Genomic DNA, 19248 nt, shown 5'->3' on the forward strand with positions numbered 1-19248 from the left:
CCGTGTCCCCTTTCATCCGTCCGGAGTCTCCATGTCCGCACCCGCCCGTTATGACGCCGTCGCCCGTTTTCTTCACTGGCTGATCGTGGCGCTGATCGTCGCGCAATACGCGATCGGCTGGACGATGCCCGACGTGCATCGCGACACGCAACCGGTCGGCCTGATCGCCGCGCACCTGATCGTCGGCACGGCACTGCTCGCGGCGATGGCGTGCCGCGTGCTGTGGCGCGCGACGCATCGACCGCCTGCCAGCGACCTGTCGCCCGCGATGCGCGTGCTGTCGGGCGCCACGCATGGCGCGCTCTACGCGCTGCTGATCGCGGTGCCGCTGCTCGGCTGGATCAACGCGTCGTCGCGCGCGTGGGCCGTGACGCTGGTCGGCGTCATTCCGTTGCCGGCGCTGTCGGCGGCCGGCTCCGGATTCGGGCACGCGATGGGCGACGTGCACGGCGTCCTCGCGTGGGTATTGTTCGCCGGCATCTGCCTGCACGTGGCGGCCGCGCTGTTGCACCGCTTCGTGCTGCGCGACCAGGTCGTGCAGCGCATGATGCCCTGGTGATCGACCTGCCGGCTCATCGGAGCCGGTCGACCCGCTGATCGCGACGCCGCGCGAAGCGGCGTGCAATCAGCGGCACGACAACCGGCGCCCTTCGGCCACGTCGCGTGGCGCGCAGAAGGGCATGCGGCTTGCCGCCCCGTGAACACGACGGCCGGACCTCACACACGATCACGTCGGCACCTAGTTGCTGGTTTGCACCGGCATGCCGGCAGCCGGCGCATGCGCGGCGGACGCCGCCATTCGCGCGCGATCCTGCTCGGCGAGCTTCGCCTCCGCGGCCTGGATGTCCGCCGGATACTCGCCGTCGTCGCCCTTCGCCGGGTCGTACCCGGCCGCTTCCAGACGCATCAGTTCGTCGCGAACCTGCGCGCGCGTCAGCGGCGCGGCCGCTTGCGCGAATGCCGACTGACCGACGATCGCACCGATCATCGTCAGTAGTGCGATATATGTTCTCATCATGAACTCCTTCGATGTTGCGTATCAATCAACCGCGGGGAATGCGTGACCTGCGGAGGCAGGCCGGTCAGTCAGCTGCCGAAATAGATCGTGCAGAAGCTCGCGGGGCCGACGCATGCGGCCGCGCGCGGATGCGACGGCATCCTCGCCGGCCTGCCGGCTTCGGACGACACGGCCGGATCGCCGCCGACCGCGGTGCTCGCCTGGCGCTGCGGCATCCGTTCGGCCTGTTGCCGGAACAGCGGGCTCACGTCCGGATACGACGTATCGGTCACGAAGCGCAACCCGTTGTGTTCCGCGTCGATCAGTTGTTGCGTGACCTGCGCGCGCGTCAGCGCCTGTGCCGACGCTTGCGTCGCGACACCCGCGACGGACATCGCCACCACCGTGGCGGCCACCAGCCAAAGCGTATTCATGTTTCACTCCTTCAGAAGTCAACGAGACGACGTGCTACACCCGTATGACGACGGCCGGGCTGCGTTTATTCCCTGCCGGTCGATCCGCGCGACGGGCCTCCGTCAAACTGTCATTCATTCGTCAGCCGGCGTAACCTGACGTAACGCAGCGCCCGTTGCGGATCGGGCAGACTGACGTCACCTTCTGCGGATCGCACCCCGATCGACCATGTCCGTCGCTTACGACTATGCAGCCGGCCTGCTGCGCACCCTGTACGACCGCCATCTCGATGGCGGCGCGGTGCTCGACACGGCCACGTTCCCGGACGCCGAACGTTTCGTGCGCGCATGGCCCGCGATCCGGGCCGAAGCGCTCGCCGTCGCGCGCGACATGCCGCGCATCCCGCGCTTTCACGAAATCATGCGCGAGCAGTACGACATCTCGGCCAACGATGCACGCGACTGGCGGATGTTCATCATGCAGGCGTACGGCCAGCGATTCCCGCGCAACCTGGCGCGCTGCCCGACCATCGCATCGATCGTCGCGGCCTCGCCGGACGTGCTGTCGGCGTCACTGTCGTTCCTCGCGCCCGGCAAGCACATCCCGCCGCATCGCGGGCCGTTTCGCGGCATCCTGCGCGGCTATCTCGTGCTGTCGATGCCGAAGCGCGCGGACGGCTCGCCGGCCGCGGTGCTGAAGGTCGACGGTCGCGAATACCGGCTCGACGAAGGCCGCTTCCTGCTGTGGGACGACACGTTCACGCACGAGGTGTGGAACGACAGCGAGGCAGTGCGCATCGTGCTGCTGCTCGACATCCGCCGGCGCGGCATGCCGCGCCTGCTCACGTGGCTGTCGAATGCGGTGATCGGCGTCGTGCGGCTCGGGATCCGGATCCGCGGGCGGTCGATTCCGGTCTAGTTCCAGCGCGCAAGCGGCGCGCGCATGCCGGCGCAGCGCCCCCTCCCCCGACTTTCGGCTTCCTGCGGATCGCCTACACTACAGACCGTCCCTTCCGCACGGCTCCTGACAGCCACCGCCATGGCGCACCTCTTCTTCGCCGCGTCGATCCAGCGGCATATCGAAACGCCCGAACGCGACCTCGACGCGCGCACGGTCGGCGAAGCGTTCGACACCGTTTTCAGCGAGCAGCCGCGGCTGCGCGGCTACATCCTCGACGACCAGGGTGCGCTGCGAAAGCATCTGTCGGTGTTCATCGACGGCCAGCCGATACGCGACCGGCAGCGCCTGTCCGATGTGCTCGACGACGCCAGCCGCGTGTATGTCGTCCAGGCGCTGACGGGCGGATAAAGGGACGGATGCATCGAACCGGACCCGGCGCCCGAACGCCGGGCCGCCCGCTCAGGAGACATCGCACATGAACGATCGACTGCTCGTCGCCACCCGCAAGGGCCTGTTCATCCTGCATCCCGACGGGGGCGGCGGCTGGACGCCCGGCGAACCGCATTTCATCGGCGAACCCGTCAGCATGGTGCTCGCCGACCCGCGCGACGGCACGCTGTATGCGGCGCTCAACCTCGGCCACTTCGGCGTGAAGCTGCATCGGCTGCGCGCCGGCGCCGCCGACTGGGAAGAATGCGCGGTCCCCGTCTACCCGCCGCGACCGGCCGACGCCGTGCCCACCGGCACCGGCGACGCGGACGACGAGCCGTCCGGCACGCCGCAGCCGCCGTGGACGCTTCAGCAGATCTGGTCGCTCGAAGCCGGCGGCGCGGACGAGCCGGGCGTGCTGTGGGCCGGCACGATTCCCGGCGGGCTGTTCCGCTCCGACGACCACGGCGATTCGTGGGTACTCAACCGCGCGCTGTGGGATCGCCCCGAGCGCGCCGAATGGGGCGGCGGCGGGTACGATGCGCCGGGCATCCATTCGGTGATGGTCGATCCGCGCGACAGCCGGCACGTGACGGTCGGCATCTCGTGCGGCGGCGTCTGGCAGACCGCGGACGGCGGCGCGACGTGGCGCGTGACCGCGCAAGGCATGGAAGCCGACTACATGCCGCCCGAGCGGCGCGGCGAGCCGAACGCGCAGGATCCGCACCGCGTCGTGCAATGCGCGGCCGATCCGGACGTGCTGTGGACACAGCACCACTGCGCGATCTTCCGCTCGACCGACGGCGCCGAGCACTGGCGGCGAATCGACGCGCAACCGTCGAGCTTCGGCTTCGCGGTGGCCGTGCATCCGCGCGAACCGGACACCGCCTGGTTCGTGCCGGCCGTGAAGGATGCCTGCCGCATTCCGGTGAACGGCCGGCTCGTCGTCACGCGCACGCGCGACGGCGGGCAAAGTTTCGAAAGCCTGTCGAACGGATTGCCGGCCGCGCCGGCCTACGACCTCGTGTACCGGCACGGGCTCGCGGTGGACGATGCCGGCATGCGCCTCGCGATGGCGTCGACGACCGGCGGGTTATGGACCTCCGCCGACGGCGGCGACCACTGGCGCCAGGTATCCGCGCATTTGCCGCCGGTCTATTGCGTCAGCTTCGGGTAACGACGCGACGGTCGCCGGGCGCCATCCGCGCGACCGCCGCGCGCGTCTGCGCGATTTCCGCGTCGAGCCAGTCGAGAAACCGGGCGATCTGCGGCTCGCGCTCGCGCCCGGGGCGGCACAGTGCGACGAAACGCGCGCCGTCGAGCCGCACCGAAGGCTCGATCGGCATCAGCGCACCGCGCTCGACGTGCTCGGCGGCCAGCACCGAACTCAACAACGCGACACCCTGCCCGTGCAGCACGGCCTGCAACGCGTAATGCTCGTCGTCGTAATGGCGAAACACCGCGCGTTCGAGCCACGTTTCGCGGCCGGCCGCGCGACACCACGACGCCCAGTCGACCGACACGGGCAGCGGGGTATCCCACACGGTCTCGATCAAGTCGAGCGGCTCGTCGGTGCGATGCGCATCGAAGCCGGTGGCCGCAAACGCGCCGAAATACTCGTCGATCAACGCGATCTCGTGCAGCGCGGGAAACGTGCGCGACGTCGCGCGAATCGCCAGATCGATCCGCGCCTCGCGTTCGAGATCGACGAGCGTGTTGCCGGTCTCGACCTTGATGTGCAGGTGCGGATCGATGCGGCGAAACGCGCCGAGACGCGGGATCAGCCACATCGCCGCGAAGGCGGGCGTGGTGGTCAGCACGAGCGGGCGCTCGCCGGCGGTATCGGGCCGCAACGCATCCAGCCCGCGGCTGAGCGCGAGCAACGCATCGTGGCTCGCGCGAAACAGTTGCGCGCCTTCCTCCGTCAGCCGTACGCCGCTCGCGCCGCGCTCGAACAGCAGCACGCCGAGCCGGCTTTCGAGCGACTTGATCTGATGCGACACGGCGGCCGGCGTCACGGACAGTTCGTCCGCGGCGGCCTTGAACGTGCCGAGCCGCGCCGACGACTCGAATACACGCAATGCGGTCAGGGGGATTTTCGAGAACACGGGGCCTCGCGGGCCGGATACGGCCGGGTTGAATTCGATTCAATCCGGGTGAGATTAGGTGAATTGAAGCGGGTGTGCAACGCGGCTAGCCTTGCGGGACGTCGCGGCACACCGCCCCGACGATTACCGTCCAACCGGAGAAACACCGTGCAAGGCCTACCGCGCAGAATCACGCAGGCGGTGCTCTACGAAGCGATCGCCATCTCCTGCATCTCGCCCGCGATCGCGGCGATCTTCAGGCAGGACCTCGTCTATTCCGGCGCGCTGTCGGCGACGATGTCGGCGATCGCGCTGCTGTGGAACATGATCTTCAATGCGCTGTTCGAGCGCTGGGAAGCGTCGCGCCGACAGCCGTCGCGTACGCTCGGGCGGCGGCTCCTGCATGCGACCGGATTCGAAGGCGGGCTCATCTTCATGCTCGTGCCGGTCGTGTCGTGGTGGCTCGACATCTCGTGGTTCGACGCGTTCGTCGTCGATATCGGGTTGTTCGCGTTCTTCTTCTGCTACGCGTTCGTGTTCCAGTGGGCGTTCGATCGCGTGTTCGACGTGCCGGCGGCGACGAAGGCGTCGTGAGCCGGACGCTTACGCACCGGCCGCGATTTTCGGCAGTTGCCAGCCGAAGCGCACCGCCGCCATCCGCAGCGCGAAACAGCCAAGGCCGCCGAGCACGGCCGCCACGACGGGCGGACACCCGAGTCGCCTGCACGACACGACGACGACCGCGCCGAGCAGCGCCGCGCTCGCATAGATATCCGTAACCAGTACGACCGGTATCCGCGCGAGCAGCACATCGCGTACGACACCGCCCCCGCATCCGGTCACGGCGCCCATCAGCGTCGCGATGAACGGATGGACGCGGAATTCGAGCGCCTTCACCGCCCCCGCGACCGCGAACAACGCCAGGCCGGCCGCATCGAGCGTCGTGAGCAGCGACGGCGAGAACGCGGCGACCCGCGCATGAAAGACGAACGCGACCAGCCCGGACGCGAACGCGAGGGCCGGATAACGCCAGTCGCTGACGGCGCTGGGCGGCCGTGCGCCGATCAGCAGGTCGCGGATCACGCCGCCGCCGAGCGCGACGACGAGCGACAGCACCATCACGCCGAACAGGTCGAGTCCCGCGCCGATCGCCGCATTGGCGCCCTCGATCGCAAACACCGCCGTGCCCGCGAGGTCGGCGGCGAGCACGATGTGCTCGATGCGCTTCATGCGAATGAATGGCCGAAGCGCTGCATCGTCCGGTTGCAGCGTGTGTCGCCCGAAGCGGCCGCGCCGTTCGGCCACGTGCCGGCCGCGTATTGCCATCCGGATGCATCAGGCGCAGTACGGATCATTGCCGTCTCCTCGATCGGGGATCGAGCAGTCTAGCGCATCGTCGGGCAACCGTCTGGCGGCTCGCGGCGCGGGCAGCAAAAAGCCCGACGCGTCATGCTCAAGGCACGCCGAGCTACGCCTTCGGCAGGCAGACCCGGCTTGCCGTCGAGCGCCGTCACGCCCGCGAGCCACTTGCCGAGCGCTTGCGGGTTCGCCTTCAGCCATGCGGCGGCGGCCTTGCTCGAGTAGACGGCGACGACGCCCTACCTGAGCGGCGCGAACCCGTATTGCGACGGATGCCCGGCCAGAATCCAGTCCGGATACGCATCGATACACGCGCGCTCGATGCAATCCGACACGCGTTGCGGCGCGTCGGCCTGCACGAGATCAATCGGGGGGAAGATCCGGTGGTCGAACCGGCCAGCCGCAAATTCGAGATGGAACGGCACCAGCACCGCACCGGCGCGCGCGCCGATCCTGAACACGCCACGGTGAATCCGCGCCGGCCGCCCAAACATCGCGACCTCGATCGTCTCCATCGGAAAGCGCTGCATCAGGTACGGCGGCGCATCGGCGAACACCACGGCAACGCCGTTTCGTCGCAGCGCGTGCAAGACGCGCAGCCCGAGCGCATTGCGATTGACTTCGTCGTAGGTGTGCAACACGCGCACGTTCGGCATCAGCGTCGACTCGAAACCGCCATACGTTTCCCGCGCGATGCCCGATACGACTGCGATCTCGGACAATTGCAGCGCGTCGCGCAACGCATCGATCACGATCACGTTCGCAAACTGCGACACGTAATGAAACGGCGACACGATCACGGGACGGCCGCCCGATTCGTCGCGAATCCGGGCGATCGCTCGAGCCAGCGCTTGCGTGGCCGCTTCGAGGCCCGGCCATTCGACATCGCGGCCGGCAGCGCGTTCGGCATGCAGGCGCCGATCCATCAGGCGCTCGAATTCTCCTGCCGCCATCGTCCGCCAGATGTGCGCACGGGTGAGCGCGACGTGGTCGCGCCCCCACTCGTAGCGCAACCGGCCCGCCCAGCGGGTGCGTGGGCTGCCGAGACTCCGCAAGACCCACACAGCCAGCGCCAACCGCTCGAGCCCGCGGCCCGACAGGCGCAGCAGCCATCGATCGCGCCAGCCGAGGCGTCGCTGCCGCTTATCGGCCATCGCCGGTCAACCATCCGTTGATCCGCGCGACGTCGTCGAAATCCAGCGACGCGACACCGGATTTCAACGCGAGGTACGCGGCAAGCATGTCGTAGTGCGCACCCAGCCGCGCCTTGCGGCTCGCAAAAAGTGCCTCGCTCGCTCGCAGCACATCGAGGTTGGAACGACTGCCGACCCGGTAGCCGATCCGCGTCGCGTCGAGCGTTCGCTCGTTGGCCCGCACGAGGCGGCCAAGGAGTTCGCCGCGCTCGCGTGCCCAGTGCAGCCGCTGGAAGGCGTCGAGCGTGTCGGCCCCCGCCTGCCGGGTGGCTGCCTGCAGCGCGCTGCGCGCCTTGTCCTCACCCGCCAACGCTTGCCCGAGGCGCGCCTGGATGTCACCGCCCGTCAGCAGCGGGATCGATATCGTCACCATCGCGGTCGTCGTGGTCGTCGGCTGCGCGAAACCCGATGCCGCACCCGCCGGCGTGTGGCTGCCCGTCAGATTCACGACGGGATACCGTTGCGCGCGTACTCGGCGAGCCTCATCCCGCGCGTCGCGCACGGCGAGTTCGCCGATCTGGACCGGATAGCCCTTCTGCTCCGCTTGGGCAACCCAATACCCGGCGTCATCCGGATCGAGCCGCAGCGCTGGCGTTTCGTCCGGCACGCGCGCGAACGGGCCGAGTGGCCGGCCAATCAGCGTTTCGACAATCCGGCGGCGCGAATCGACGGCCTGCCGCGCGTCGATCTGCTGCAGCCGCGCCGCATCGAGCTGCGCCTGCGCCTCGCGTACGTCGATCAGCGTCGCCTCTCCGGCCGCCCGTCGGTGCACGGTGATCTCGTGCTGTTCGGCAACCGCCGCCACATACTCCGTCGCGCGCATCAATTCGTCGGTCGCCGCCAGAACGTCGAAATACGCACGCCCGGCGCGCAGCATCAGCGCCTGCTGCGCACGCGCATAGGTCAGTTCCGCCTTGGCGGCCGCCGTTCCCGCCTGCCGATAGGCGATCCAGCGTTCCCAGTCGAACAGCGGCTGCGTCAACGATACCGTCCAGCCGTTCTGCCAGTAATGCATCGACGGAACGTCCCGCGTCGCGATCCGGTTGTACGTGCGTCCCCAGCCCGCATCGATCCGCGGCAACAGCGCGGCGCGCGCGCGCGGCACACCGAGACGGCCGACTTCGACATCCGAGCGCACGCCGGCGAGTTCCGCGTCGTAATCGAGCGCGCTGGTCACGACCGACATCAGGTCATCCGCAAGCGCGTGCTGCGACACGCAAGCGAGCGCCGCCGCGAGCAGGATCCGTCCGATCGTCATGCCGCCCCCGCGCGATTGGCCACGCCCGGCACTAGCACACCATCCACGAGTTCATAGCAGCGCTCGAACGTGGCGGCGAGCGAGCGATCGTGGGTGATCACGACGACCGTTCGATCGATACGCTGCAACAACGCCGCGATACGCTGAACGGACACCGCGTCGAGGTTCGACGTCGGCTCGTCGAGCAGCATCAGCTCGGCCGGCTGATACAGTGCGCGCGCGAGCAGCAGGCGCTGCCGCTGCCCCGCCGAGATGTTCGCGATCGAATCGCTGATGATCGTGCGCGTGCGCATCGGCAAGCGCATCACGTCGTCCAGCAGGCCGACCTCGTCGAGCAGACGGTTGATGCGCGCAGGGTCGGCATTTGCGCTGAACAGCGACACGTTGTCGGCGATCGATCCGCGCAGGATCAAGTCGCCCTGCCGCATCTGCGTCATGTGCCGGCGGATTTCGTCGACCGCGAGATTCGCATAGCGCACGCCGTTCAGCCGTACGTCCCCATGCTGCGCGTGTTCGGCCGCGCACAGCAGCTTGAAGACCGTCGACTTCCCGCATCCGGACGGCCCCACGATCGCGATGCGGTCGCCGCGCCGGATATCGAGACTCACGCCAGTCAACACGCGACGGTCCGACGCCCCATACGCAAACGACACATCCCTCATCTCGATCGATTCGAAGCATTGCGTCTCGGCCGCGCGGCCGATCTGCTCCAGCGGCGTATAGCGCTCCGGCTCGCCGTCGACGATATCGGCGACCCGGGCGACCGGCACCGTCAGCATCAGGCGCGCGAACAGCGCGTTGATCGCCTGCGCGAGCCGCTCCGACGCGAGCGACTTGTAGATCATGAACGAATAGAACACGCCGACCGAAATCTTGCCGTCGAGCATCAGTCCGGCCGACAGCCAGGTAATCGCGACGACGTCCGCGTAGTCGACGAATTTCAACACTGCGTCGCGCCAGGCCGTGAGCTTCGCGCTCTGCAGCATCGTCGCCGCGCACGCCTTGAATTTCGCCATGTAAATCGCCGTGCGCCGCACTTCGCCCGACGCGAGCTTGATCACCGGAGCTCCCCGGATCGTCTCGAACAGCAAGTCCTCGCATTCGGCCGTCCGTTCGAGCACCAGCATGTGCGCATCACGCATCGGCCGATACAGCGCGAATGCCGCGCCGACATACGTTGCGAATATGCCAAGCGCGACGCCGGCCAGCAGCGGGCTCTGCGCGAGCATCAGCAGCACCGCGATGCCGCCGACCGCGAGATCGATCCGCAGCGAGATCGCGGTGCGCACTGCGAATTCGTTGATTTCATCCTGTGACTTGACGCGCGCGAACAGGTCGCCGACGTTGCGCTTCTCGAAATACGGAATCGGGTGGCGCAGCAATTGCCCGATCAGCCCTTCGGTCATGTTCACGTTGACGAGCGTATGAACCAGCGCGGTCAGATACGACTCCACGAAGCGGCTGAACGTCCCGATCGCGAAAATGCTCGCGAATGTCAGCGTGAGAATCCGCAGCAGATTCCGGTTGTCGCTGGTCACGATCTGGTCGAGCACCAGGTTGCCGAAATACGGCATGGCCAGGATCGCGCACTGGCTTCCAAGCGCAACGAACAGCAGTTTGCCGATTTGCCCGCGCAACTGCGGGTTCAGCGCCCTCACGCGCTCGAGCGCGGCCGGCACGCGCGAACGTGCGCGAATGCGCGGCAAGCCCGGCGTCGGCGCACATTCGAGCAAGTAGCCGGACACGCTCGACAGGAACATGTCGAGCGCGACGCGGCGTCGCCCGACTGCCGGATCGATCACCTGCACATGGCCGCGGCGAACGCGCTCGAAGACGACGAAATGCGCGCCGCCGAAATGGATGATCGAGCCGGGCCGGATGTCGGCCAGATCGCCGGCGTCGAACCGATACGCCTGCACCGCCAGCCCGAAATCGGTCGCGACGTCGTAAAGGTCCATCAGCGTCAGCCCGTGCGACGACACCGGACGATACGCGGCAATCTCGCGTACTTCGGTCGCACGCCCGAGATGGCTCAGCACCATCGCCAGGCATGCATATCCGCAGTCCGCGACTTCATTCTGGTAAATCACGCGCACGCGTCAACTCCGGATCATCTGGAACAGCGGTTCGAATACCCACTCGGCGATCGAACGGCGCTCGACGACGACGCTCGCGGTGCCATGCATGCCCGGAAGGATCCGCAGCGGCTCGCGGGGCGAGCCGAACGTCGCGCTGCGCACCGTCGCCCACGCCATGTAATCGGTCGGTCGCGCGCCGGTGGGCGCCGACGACGGCGACGAAGCCGTGGCCGCGGTCATCGTCGTGCCGGAAATCGAGTCGATGCGCGCGGCGACACTGCCGAAGCGGGCATAGGGGAACGCGTCGAGCTTGATGCGGACCGTCTGCCCTTCTCGCACAAACCCGCGTTGCCGCGACGGAATGCGCAGTGCGGCGGACAGCGACGGTTTCGGGCTGGTCGAGATCACGAGCGCGACGTCGTCGGACGCGAGCGCATTCCCCGGCACGAGGCCCGAAAACGTCACGATGCCGTCGTTCGGCGCCGATACGGTGATGTCCCGCCGCGCCGCCTCGTAGCGCACCAGAATGTCCTGCACTTCACGATCGCGCTGCGCATGCAGTTCCCGGACCTGCGCGTCGAGTTCGCGGCGGCTACCGCGCAAGGTTTCGAGATCGGCAAGCAGCGCCTGATGCCGGGCATCTCCCTGGGCAATCTCCGCTTCGTTCTGACGGACCTCGATGCGTGCCTGCTCGATGCGATCGGCAATGACGTAGTCGGCGGCGCCTTCGACACGGGCAAGCCTGCGCCGCGCGTCGTCGGCCATCTGCCGCAAGCGGTGCTGCCGATCGCCGAGTGCGTCGAGTTCGCGCATGCGCGCCGCCTCCGTGCGTCCGGCCGCCTGCATGCGAGCCTGCAGCGCGGCGATGCGATCGTCGAATTGCGCGTTCGTCGCGGCCGTCTGCCTGTCGCGCGACGCTTCGTCGAAGACCGGCCTTGGGCGGCCGTCGGCGGACAACGTCAGGTCGCGTGCCAGCCGGAACAGCGGCTGCCCTTTTTGCACCGGGGTGGCCGACGCCACGTACACAGCCGTCACGAGCCCCTCATGACCTGTAATCCTGACATCGAACGGCGACACGATTTCGCACGGCACGTCCCGCTTGAGTTCGATTTCCTGGACACATGCAAAGACAATGCCCGCGCCGACGATGGCCGACGCGCAGTATGCGATCCAGCGCCACGACACATCCGCGAAGCGCGGCAGTTTTCCAGCTTCCCAATCCAATTTCGATGTTCCGGATGTCGGGCCGCCCGCGCGGCCCGGCAGCCTGCCGACCGACTCGCGGCGACAGGCCGCATGCAGGGCGGAACCCGGTGCGACGCATCACGCGGCATACGTGCCGTGCATGAACGCGCCGGCGTGATGCCGGCGACGGAGTGGCAGCGGAACTGCGCGAACCGTCGACCGGTTCGCGACAGCCGGGAATCAGCGCTACGGCCGAATCGTCACGCCGCCACCGCCGGTGGGCGGCGTCGTGGTGGGCGGCGTGGCGGTAGGCTGCGGCGCCGAGCGTGTGTTCTTTGTCGGCGTGCTCCGCCGCTTGCAGCAACCTCCCGCCAGTTGCGATTGCGCGAGCGTCGTGCGATCGATTTTTTTCATCTTCCCTGCTCCTTGGGTTGAAAACGATTTGGCCAACCATGCCGCGGCCACGGGGCGCTGCACATCACTGGTACGACATCGTGAACGTCGCGAGACCGTTGGCCGTGCCGGCCTTGATGTCCGACGCCGTGCGGATGTAGCGCGCCGAGAACGGCACTTCGTAAATCGTGTTGCTGACCGTGCCGATTACGACCTGGTTCGGATTACCGGCGACGGACGAATCGGGGCCGAACGAGATCGGCCGTGCGTCGGACAATATCTGGATGCCGAAGCCGCGCGCGGTCGAATCGCTCGTCAGCGACAACACATTCGAACGGTTGTTCGGCGACGAGACGTCGGTGAAGGTCACCGCAATCCTCGACGACACGCCCCGGCAATCGATCGAGATACCGAGCGGAACCGCAGACGCCGCACTGCCGACCCCGCCGAACATGTGCGCGCCGATCCGGCCGAAGCGTACGTTCACTTTGCTCGACGTCACGGTGCAGCTCTGAGATGCGACGCTCACTTGCGGCGTCGACAGCGTGACCGTCGACGCGGCCAGACCGCCGATGCGCTGCGTGAAGAGCAGCCCGCCGGCAATCACCGCGTTGGGCGGCACGTCGCCCGTCTTGACGAGTTCCAGCACGACCGGCGTGCCCAGATAGACGTAGCACTTGCCGCTCGCCGGATAGCCGCACCGCGACGCGGTATTGAAGACCGACACCGGTATGGTGTAAGAACCGGTGTCCGGCGCATAGCCGTCCGCTTCGAGGCGCAACCGGTAGCCGATGCCCCGGGTACCTGTCGGAATGATGCCGTTGGACGATTGCACCCCCGATCCGCTCTGGTTTTCGACGGTTGTCCCCGTCGTACAGTAGACGCCGACCGGCTTCGACTGATTGAACGAATAGGTGTATCGCGCGCTCGTGATGACGGTACCCGCTGGCGCATCGCGCGGCACCGTGACGCTCGCCGGCAGCGACAGCGATACGCGATAGACGCCGCCCGTGCCGAGCTCGCAGGCGGCCATCGCTCGCGACGGCAGGCATGCAAACACCAGCAGCGCCACGCCGGCGCAGAAGCCGGGCAGGCAGCGGCACGCCGCCGGGACAAATGACATACGCTTCAGCGTGTTGCCACGACTTTCGTCGTTCACTGCAATTCCCCTTCGATGCATGATCGACTCCGCGAGCCGCCGACGCCACTGCCACGTCAGCCTCGCCAAGATATTCAGGGACCATGTATGTCGTTCGCCGCAGCCCAGCGTGAGATGTCGTTTCGCGTCTTTTCCGACGCACGACAAGATGCGGCCCGTCCGATCTTCGTCGGTCGACTGCAAACGAAATCGCTACCCGATCCTCGACAGGAACATGGCCGGTTGCACAAGGCGCCCGCAAGCATCGACCGAGTCATGTTGCCGTCCGCCTTCTGAACTAGGCGTTATTCTCGTGCCCGGCTACGTCGAAGCCAATCGGACAAGTCAGAAATATCGCGACAAAGTGCGCGGGCGGAACACGCGTCGATCGGCGGATTGCCGTGTTTTATTTTTTGACGCGGGTAACGGTAAACCGGACGCTTCGCAAAACGTCACTGGACGCGGGAAGCGGCGCCGCGGGACCGGATCGTCACGGTGCCGCGCATGCGAAAAAACGCCCGCCCCGGTTTCCCGGAGGCGGGCGCTTGCAGCCCGAACCTGCAAACCACCTTCAATGCACGCCGAGATACGCCTTCACCGCCGGCAGACCCGGCTTGCCGTCGAGCGTCGTCACGCCGGCGAGCCACTTGTCGAGCGCCTGCGGGTTCGCCTTCAGGTACTCGGCGGCCGCCTTGTTCGGGTCTTCCTTGTTCATGATCGGCAACATCACGTGGTTCTCGATCGTCGTCGTGAACTGGAGGTTCGACACGAACTTCGCGACGTTCGGGCAGCGCTGCGCATAGTCGGGCGGCGTGGCCGTCAGCACCTTCGCTTCGCCGTAGTTCGGGCCGAACACGTCGTCGCCGCCGCTCAGGTAGTCGATCTTCATCTGCACGTTCATCGGATGCGGTTCCCAGCCGAGGAACACGATCCACTGCTTGTCGCGGATCGCACGATTCACCTCGACCAGCATCCCGGCCTCGCTCGACTCGACCATCTTGAACTTGCCGAGGCCGAACTTGTTACCGTCGATCATCTTCTTGATCAGCAGGTTGCCGTCGTTGCCCGGCTCGATCCCGTAGATCTTGCCGTTGAGCTTGTCCGCGTACTTCTGGATGTCCGCGAACGACTTCAGGCCGCCCTGGTACACGTAGTCGGGCACCGCGAGCGTGTATTTCGCGCCGGTCAGGTTCGGCGTCGACAGCACCTTGATCGTGCCGGCCTTCGTGAACGGCTGGATGATCGGGTCCATCGTCGGCGACCAGTAGCCGAGGAACACGTCGATCTGCTTGCTCTTGATCCCGGCGAACGTGATCGGCACCGAGGCGATCGTCTTCGTCGGGTTGTAGCCGAGGCCCTGCAGCATCGTCGACGCGAGGCCCGTGGTCGCCGCGATGTCGGACCAGCCGACATCCGCGAAGCGCACGTTCTTGCATACGGGCGGATCGGCCGCATAAACGGCCGACATCGGCGCGGTTACCCCGATTCCGCACACCGCTGCGATCAATAGGCGCTTCATCTTGCTTCTCCTCAAAGTGATGTCGTTTGCTTGAATGCGGGATCGTTTATTGAAGCCGCGCGCCGCGATCCCGGCGACGTCGCGGACCGAATGTTGCGTGGCGGCGCCGTTCAGCGCCCCGGCAACCGTCGCTCGTAGCTCGGCGCATGGCCGAACTGCGCACGGTAGGCCTTGCTGAAATGACACGGCGAATGAAAGCCGCAGACCGTCGTCACGCGCGCGATCGACGCGTCGGTCGTGCGCAGCAGGTCGCGCGCGCGCTTCAGGCGCAGCGTCAGGTAATAGTGGGTCGGCGACACGTTCAGGTACACCTTGAACATCCGCTGCAGGTGCCGCTGCGACAGCCGCACGAGCCGCGCGAGTTCCTCGAGCGACAGCGGCTCCTCGATGTTCGCCTCCATCAGCCGCACGACCTCGATCAGCTCCGCGCGCGAGAAGCCGACGCGCGCATCGACCGGAATCGGCTGCGTGTCGGTCGAACTGCGGATGCGCTCCAGGATGAACTGCTCGGACACCTGCGCGGCCAGTTGCTGGCCGAAGCGCATGCCGACGAGGTTCAGCATCAGGTCGAGCGGCGCGGTGCCGCCCGTGCAGGTCAGCCGGTCGCGGTCGACGACGAACAGCTCGTCGGCGAAACCGACCTGCGGAAACTCCGAATGCAGCGCGGACAGGTTCTCCCAGTGCACGGTGCAGCGATAGCCGTCGAGCAGCCCGCTCGACATCAGCGCGTACGCGCCCGTGCAGATGCCGCCGAGCGGCAGCCCGCGCTCGGCAAGCGCCGCGAGCGTATCGCGCGCGCCCTCGTCGACCACGTCGCGAATACGGATGCCGCCGCACACGATCATCACGTCGGGCAGGTTCTCGTAGTCGAGCGCCTGCGTGGGCCGCACCGCGATGCCGTTGCTGGCATGCGCGGGCGCGCCGTCGAGCGAGTAGATCGACCACTGGTAATGGTCGGCACGCCCGACGTAGTTCGCCATCCGAAGCACCTCGACCGCGCTCGAGAACGCGATCATCGAGAAGTTCGGCAGCGTCAGGAAGCCGAAATGGGCGAGGGACGAAACCGGTGAAACGCAGGCGGCGGGCGCCACAGCGACGGCAGACGTCACATCGGTCTCCTGGCGAGGAGGTTGCAGGGGGCCAGCCCCGCGGCTCGGGCCGCGGAAGCCGTTATCTGTTCAGGGTAAGCGGCCGGCGGGTGTACCGGCCGCCGGGGATCAGGCCTGTGCGGGCGCGGTCTTCACGCGAAAGAGCTGCTTGAGACCGGCGAACAGCGGCGCCTTCACCGTGCCCGGCGCACGGCCGAAGCTTTCGGTGATGCGGTCGAGAATGATCGCGAGCAGCACGACCGACAGACCGCTTTCGAAACCGAGGCCGATGTCGAGGCGCTGAATACTCGCGAGCACGTCGTTGCCGAGGCCGCCCGCGCCGACCATCGACGCAATGATCACCATCGACAGCGCCATCATGATCGTCTGGTTCACGCCCTGCATGATCGACGGCAGCGCGTTCGGGAACTGCACCTTGTACAGCAGCTGCCAGGGCGTGCAACCGAAGGCCTGGCCGGCTTCGACGATCTCGCGGTTCACGTGGCGGATACCGAGGCTCGTCAGGCGCACCGCCGGCGGCATCGCGAAGATCACCGTCGACAGGATCCCCGGCACGCGGCCGAGACCGAACAGCATCGCGGCCGGAATCAGGTAGACGAAGGCCGGCATCGTCTGCATCAGGTCGAGGATCGGGCGCACGATCGCGGCGACCCACTTGCTCTTCGCGGCCCAGATGCCGAGCGGAATGCCGAGCACGAGGCTGATGATCGTCGACGACAGCGTGAGGCCGAGCGTGATGATGGTCTGATCCCAGAAGCCGGTGGCAAAGATCAGCAGCAGCGACGCGGTGGTGAACAGCGCGAAGCGCCAGCCCACCCGCCACAGTCCGACGCCGATGAAGATCGCCATCATCAGCCACATCGGGATCGCCTGCAGGCCATGCTCGACGAATGCGGCGAGCCCCTCGATCGCTTGACCGATCGCGTCGAACGTCTTCGCGTCATGGTCGAGCAGGTAGTGAACGGACTGGTCGACCCAGGTACCGAGCGGAATCATTTCAGACATGGGAACCTCGCGAACGCGTGATGGCTTTCAGGATGAGCGCACGATCGACCGAGCCGCAGTAGCAGCCGTCGTCGTCCACGACGGGCAGCGCATTCGGGCTCGCGACCACACGTGCGACGACATGTTCGAGCGACGCGTCGTGCCGGATGCTTTCGATCGGCCGCACCGACGGCGTGTCCTGGCCGATCGCTTCGCGCGTGACGAAGCCGCGGATCTTGCGCTGGGCGTCGAGCACGAACGCATAGTCGGCACTGCCGTTCAGCGTCGCCGCGACGTTCGCGGCATCGCACTTCGACACGATCGGCACGGCGCCCGTCTGCATCAGGTCGCCGGCCGTCAGGTAGCGGCTCGTGTCGATGCCGTCGAAGAACGCGCGGACGTAATCGTCGGCCGGGTTCGCGATGATGTCCTGCGGCGTGCCGACCTGCACGAGCCGGCCGCCTTCCATGATCGCGATGCGGTTGCCGATGCGCAGCGCTTCCTCCAGATCGTGCGACACGAACATGATCGTGCGGCGCTGTTCCTTCTGCAGTTGCAGCAACACGTCCTGCATTTCGCGGCGCTTGAGCGGATCGAGCGCGGAGAACGCCTCGTCCATGATCATCAGCGACGGGTTCACGGCCAGCGCGCGGGCCAGGCCGACGCGCTGCTGCATCCCGCCCGACAGCTCGGACGGCAGCTTGTGCGAGAACGGCGCGAGGCCGACCTGCTCGAGCACTTCCATCGCCCGGCGCTCACGCTCCTTCTTGCCGACGCCGGCGACCTCCAGGCCGAATGCGGCATTCGACACCACGGTGCGATGCGGCATCAGCGCGAACGACTGGAACACCATGCTCATGTCCTTGCGGCGCAGCGCGGTCAGCGCCGAGCGGCGCGCCGATGCGACGTCGAGCCCGTCGATCATCACCTTGCCGGCGCTTGGATCGACCAGCCGGTTCACGAGGCGGATCAACGTGGACTTGCCGGAGCCGGACAGGCCCATCAGCACAAAAATTTCGCCTTCCTGCACATCGAAGGAGACGTTGTGCACGCCGACGACCTGACCGGTGCGCTTGAGCACATCGTCTTTCGTCGCGCCGGCGGCGAGCATGTCGAGCGCCTGCTGCGGGTTGCTTCCAAACACCTTGCACAGACCTTCGACCACGACCTTGGGGGCATCCATCGAAACCTTCTCCTCGTGTAGCGGGGACTCGCGCTTGTCATAGCGTGCCTACATAGTTGCCAGAAAAAACCCCGACCTGCCGACGAATTACGACAAACGCTTGCGCAAATACGACACACCCTCCAGCCCCGCCTGGCGGGCCGCGCCGCGCGGCGGCACCCGATTGCGGCGGTGCAATACGCGCACACCCAGCAACGACGGGCATCCCCCGCCGGACTTGTGCGCAGCAGCGCGGCACGCATCGCATGAGTTTTTGCGCCAACGCGCCTCGGCCGCGCGTCGCTTTGCGACAAATCCGCGTCCGATCCGGCGGCGCTCTGTTCAGACGAAAACATCCATCGCATTCACCGGTAAAAAGCATGACCGTGCAAAAAGCCGCGCGACGACACCGGACGGCGCACGCCGCGATACCGCCCCCACCCCGGAAATCCGCGACGGTCCGCTGTGTTACATTCCCCGCAAGCACGTTGAGCGCGACGTCGCCGCGGGCCTTTCGCACGAGAGGCCACGCACGCGGCACGCGCCTGCCGGTTCGCCTGCCGGCCGTGCTGAAACCGCCTCGATCCGGTGCGATCCGCGAGCGAAGGACGATAACGATAGCGAGAGGGAGCAAGGCGTTGAACTGGGCATTCGCCGTAATCGGTTTCGTCGTGGGCGGCATCGCCGCCTTGATCGGGGATTTCTCGGCCGCGAGCGGTGCGCTGCTCGGAGCCGCCGCCGGGTTCGCCATCGGTCGCGCACTTCAGCAACGCCATCCCAGGAACACGCCCGCCGCTCGGGATGCGTTCGCGCTGTCCGCGACATCGCCCTCCGCGCCCTTGCCGCTCGCCGATCGCGTCGCGCGCCTCGAGGCGACCGTCGACACGCTCACGCGCGAACTCGACTCGCTGCGCGCCCAGCTGGCCGGCGCGAAGGCTGGTGCGGCGACCGCCGGAAACGTCGCGCAAACGGTGCCGGCCGGTGCGGCAACCGCGCCGCCGTCGACGCCCGTCCCGCCACCGCCGGTACAGCCCGCGCAACCT

General features: G+C 67.1%; 18 protein-coding genes and 3 pseudogenes. 6 read left to right on the forward strand and 15 right to left on the reverse strand.

The annotated features are described in order from the left end of the window. Positions 1-31 precede the first annotated feature (31 nt). Positions 32-559, forward strand: coding sequence for a cytochrome b (locus tag G3N62_RS17855; RefSeq protein WP_034186016.1), 528 nt, complete (start codon positions 32-34; stop codon positions 557-559). Positions 560-739: 180 nt separating this feature from the next. Here G3N62_RS17855 and G3N62_RS17860 read toward each other — a convergent pair whose 3' ends face one another. Then, positions 740-1015 carry a DUF4148 domain-containing protein gene (locus tag G3N62_RS17860; RefSeq protein WP_034186202.1) on the reverse strand — a complete coding sequence of 92 codons (276 nt, stop codon included), beginning with the start codon at positions 1013-1015 and terminating at the stop codon, positions 740-742. Between the two features lie 71 nt (positions 1016-1086). Continuing rightward, entirely contained in the window at positions 1087-1431 is a 345-nt protein-coding gene (locus G3N62_RS17865; protein ID WP_124669583.1) for a DUF4148 domain-containing protein, read from the reverse strand. A gap of 208 nt (positions 1432-1639) precedes the next feature. On the opposite strand from G3N62_RS17865, the gene G3N62_RS17870 reads away from it, so the two are divergent. The 3 genes from G3N62_RS17870 (at position 1640) to G3N62_RS17880 (ending at position 3917) form a co-directional block, all read left to right on the forward strand. Beyond that, positions 1640-2329 carry an aspartyl/asparaginyl beta-hydroxylase domain-containing protein gene (locus G3N62_RS17870; RefSeq protein WP_034186014.1) on the forward strand — a complete coding sequence of 230 codons (690 nt, stop codon included), beginning with the start codon at positions 1640-1642 and terminating at the stop codon, positions 2327-2329. A 120-nt stretch (positions 2330-2449) separates the two neighbouring features. Then, positions 2450-2719, forward strand: coding sequence for a MoaD/ThiS family protein (locus tag G3N62_RS17875; RefSeq protein WP_049035332.1), 270 nt, complete (start codon positions 2450-2452; stop codon positions 2717-2719). A gap of 67 nt (positions 2720-2786) precedes the next feature. Next, on the forward strand, positions 2787-3917 hold the full coding sequence (locus G3N62_RS17880) for a hypothetical protein (protein ID WP_049035331.1): 1131 nt from the start codon (positions 2787-2789) through the stop codon (positions 3915-3917). On the opposite strand, the gene G3N62_RS17885 is transcribed toward G3N62_RS17880, so the two are convergent. Beyond that, a complete protein-coding gene (locus G3N62_RS17885) occupies positions 3904-4848 on the reverse strand; it encodes a LysR substrate-binding domain-containing protein (protein WP_069705523.1) in 945 nt (314 codons plus the stop codon). The two genes, G3N62_RS17880 and G3N62_RS17885, sit on opposite strands and share 14 nt — an antisense overlap. 147 nt (positions 4849-4995) lie before the next feature. Here G3N62_RS17885 and G3N62_RS17890 point away from each other — a divergent pair, with 147 nt between their 5' ends. After that, complete coding sequence (locus G3N62_RS17890; protein WP_049035329.1) at positions 4996-5421, forward strand: PACE efflux transporter; 426 nt, start codon at positions 4996-4998, stop codon at positions 5419-5421. 9 nt (positions 5422-5430) lie between these two features. Here G3N62_RS17890 and G3N62_RS17895 read toward each other — a convergent pair whose 3' ends face one another. The 12 genes and pseudogenes from G3N62_RS17895 to G3N62_RS17950 form a co-directional block, all read right to left on the reverse strand. Continuing rightward, entirely contained in the window at positions 5431-6057 is a 627-nt protein-coding gene (locus G3N62_RS17895; protein WP_069705524.1) for a trimeric intracellular cation channel family protein, read from the reverse strand. A 248-nt stretch (positions 6058-6305) separates the two neighbouring features. Next, a pseudogene (locus tag G3N62_RS17900) lies at positions 6306-6404 on the reverse strand (glycine/betaine ABC transporter substrate-binding protein); the annotation flags it as partial. A 21-nt stretch (positions 6405-6425) separates the two neighbouring features. Next, positions 6426-7340 carry a hypothetical protein gene (locus tag G3N62_RS17905; RefSeq protein WP_226103930.1) on the reverse strand — a complete coding sequence of 305 codons (915 nt, stop codon included), beginning with the start codon at positions 7338-7340 and terminating at the stop codon, positions 6426-6428. Beyond that, positions 7330-8637, reverse strand: a complete 1308-nt coding sequence (locus G3N62_RS17910) for a TolC family outer membrane protein (RefSeq protein ID WP_124669582.1) — start codon at positions 8635-8637, stop codon at positions 7330-7332. Before G3N62_RS17910 ends, G3N62_RS17905 begins: the two co-directional genes overlap by 11 nt. Then, positions 8634-10733, reverse strand: coding sequence for a peptidase domain-containing ABC transporter (locus tag G3N62_RS17915; RefSeq protein WP_124669581.1), 2100 nt, complete (start codon positions 10731-10733; stop codon positions 8634-8636). The genes G3N62_RS17910 and G3N62_RS17915 overlap by 4 nt, the downstream gene beginning before the upstream one ends. Before the next feature lie 3 nt (positions 10734-10736). Then, positions 10737-11939 (reverse strand): HlyD family efflux transporter periplasmic adaptor subunit, encoded by a 1203-nt coding sequence (locus G3N62_RS17920; protein WP_241013133.1) that lies wholly within the window; start codon positions 11937-11939, stop codon positions 10737-10739. A gap of 207 nt (positions 11940-12146) precedes the next feature. Next, positions 12147-12314, reverse strand: a complete 168-nt coding sequence (locus G3N62_RS17925; protein ID WP_185733058.1) for a hypothetical protein — start codon at positions 12312-12314, stop codon at positions 12147-12149. Positions 12315-12378: 64 nt separating this feature from the next. Then, positions 12379-13416: a fimbrial protein gene (locus G3N62_RS17930; RefSeq protein ID WP_167361906.1), complete on the reverse strand. Its 1038-nt coding sequence runs from the start codon at positions 13414-13416 to the stop codon at positions 12379-12381. 586 nt (positions 13417-14002) lie between these two features. After that, positions 14003-14950 (reverse strand): choline ABC transporter substrate-binding protein, encoded by a 948-nt coding sequence (locus G3N62_RS17935; protein ID WP_034186006.1) that lies wholly within the window; start codon positions 14948-14950, stop codon positions 14003-14005. Between the two features lie 110 nt (positions 14951-15060). Beyond that, on the reverse strand, positions 15061-16059 hold the full coding sequence (locus G3N62_RS17940) for a GlxA family transcriptional regulator (RefSeq protein ID WP_034186005.1): 999 nt from the start codon (positions 16057-16059) through the stop codon (positions 15061-15063). Positions 16060-16167: 108 nt separating this feature from the next. Next, the gene (choW, locus tag G3N62_RS17945) at positions 16168-17064 is read right to left on the reverse strand and encodes a choline ABC transporter permease subunit (protein ID WP_034186004.1); all 897 of its coding nucleotides are present in this window, start codon (positions 17062-17064) and stop codon (positions 16168-16170) included. Further along, positions 17057-18348 (reverse strand): annotated as a pseudogene (locus G3N62_RS17950) (glycine betaine/L-proline ABC transporter ATP-binding protein); the annotation flags it as partial. The gene choW and the pseudogene G3N62_RS17950, both read right to left, overlap by 8 nt. A 495-nt stretch (positions 18349-18843) precedes the next feature. Here G3N62_RS17950 and G3N62_RS17955 point away from each other — a divergent pair. Then, positions 18844-19248, forward strand: a pseudogene (locus G3N62_RS17955) (DUF2339 domain-containing protein); the annotation flags it as partial.

Origin of the sequence: Burkholderia sp. Tr-20355, from assembly GCF_017104685.1 — a bacterium.
In the GTDB taxonomy this organism is placed as follows: Bacteria; Pseudomonadota; Gammaproteobacteria; order Burkholderiales; family Burkholderiaceae; genus Burkholderia; species Burkholderia seminalis.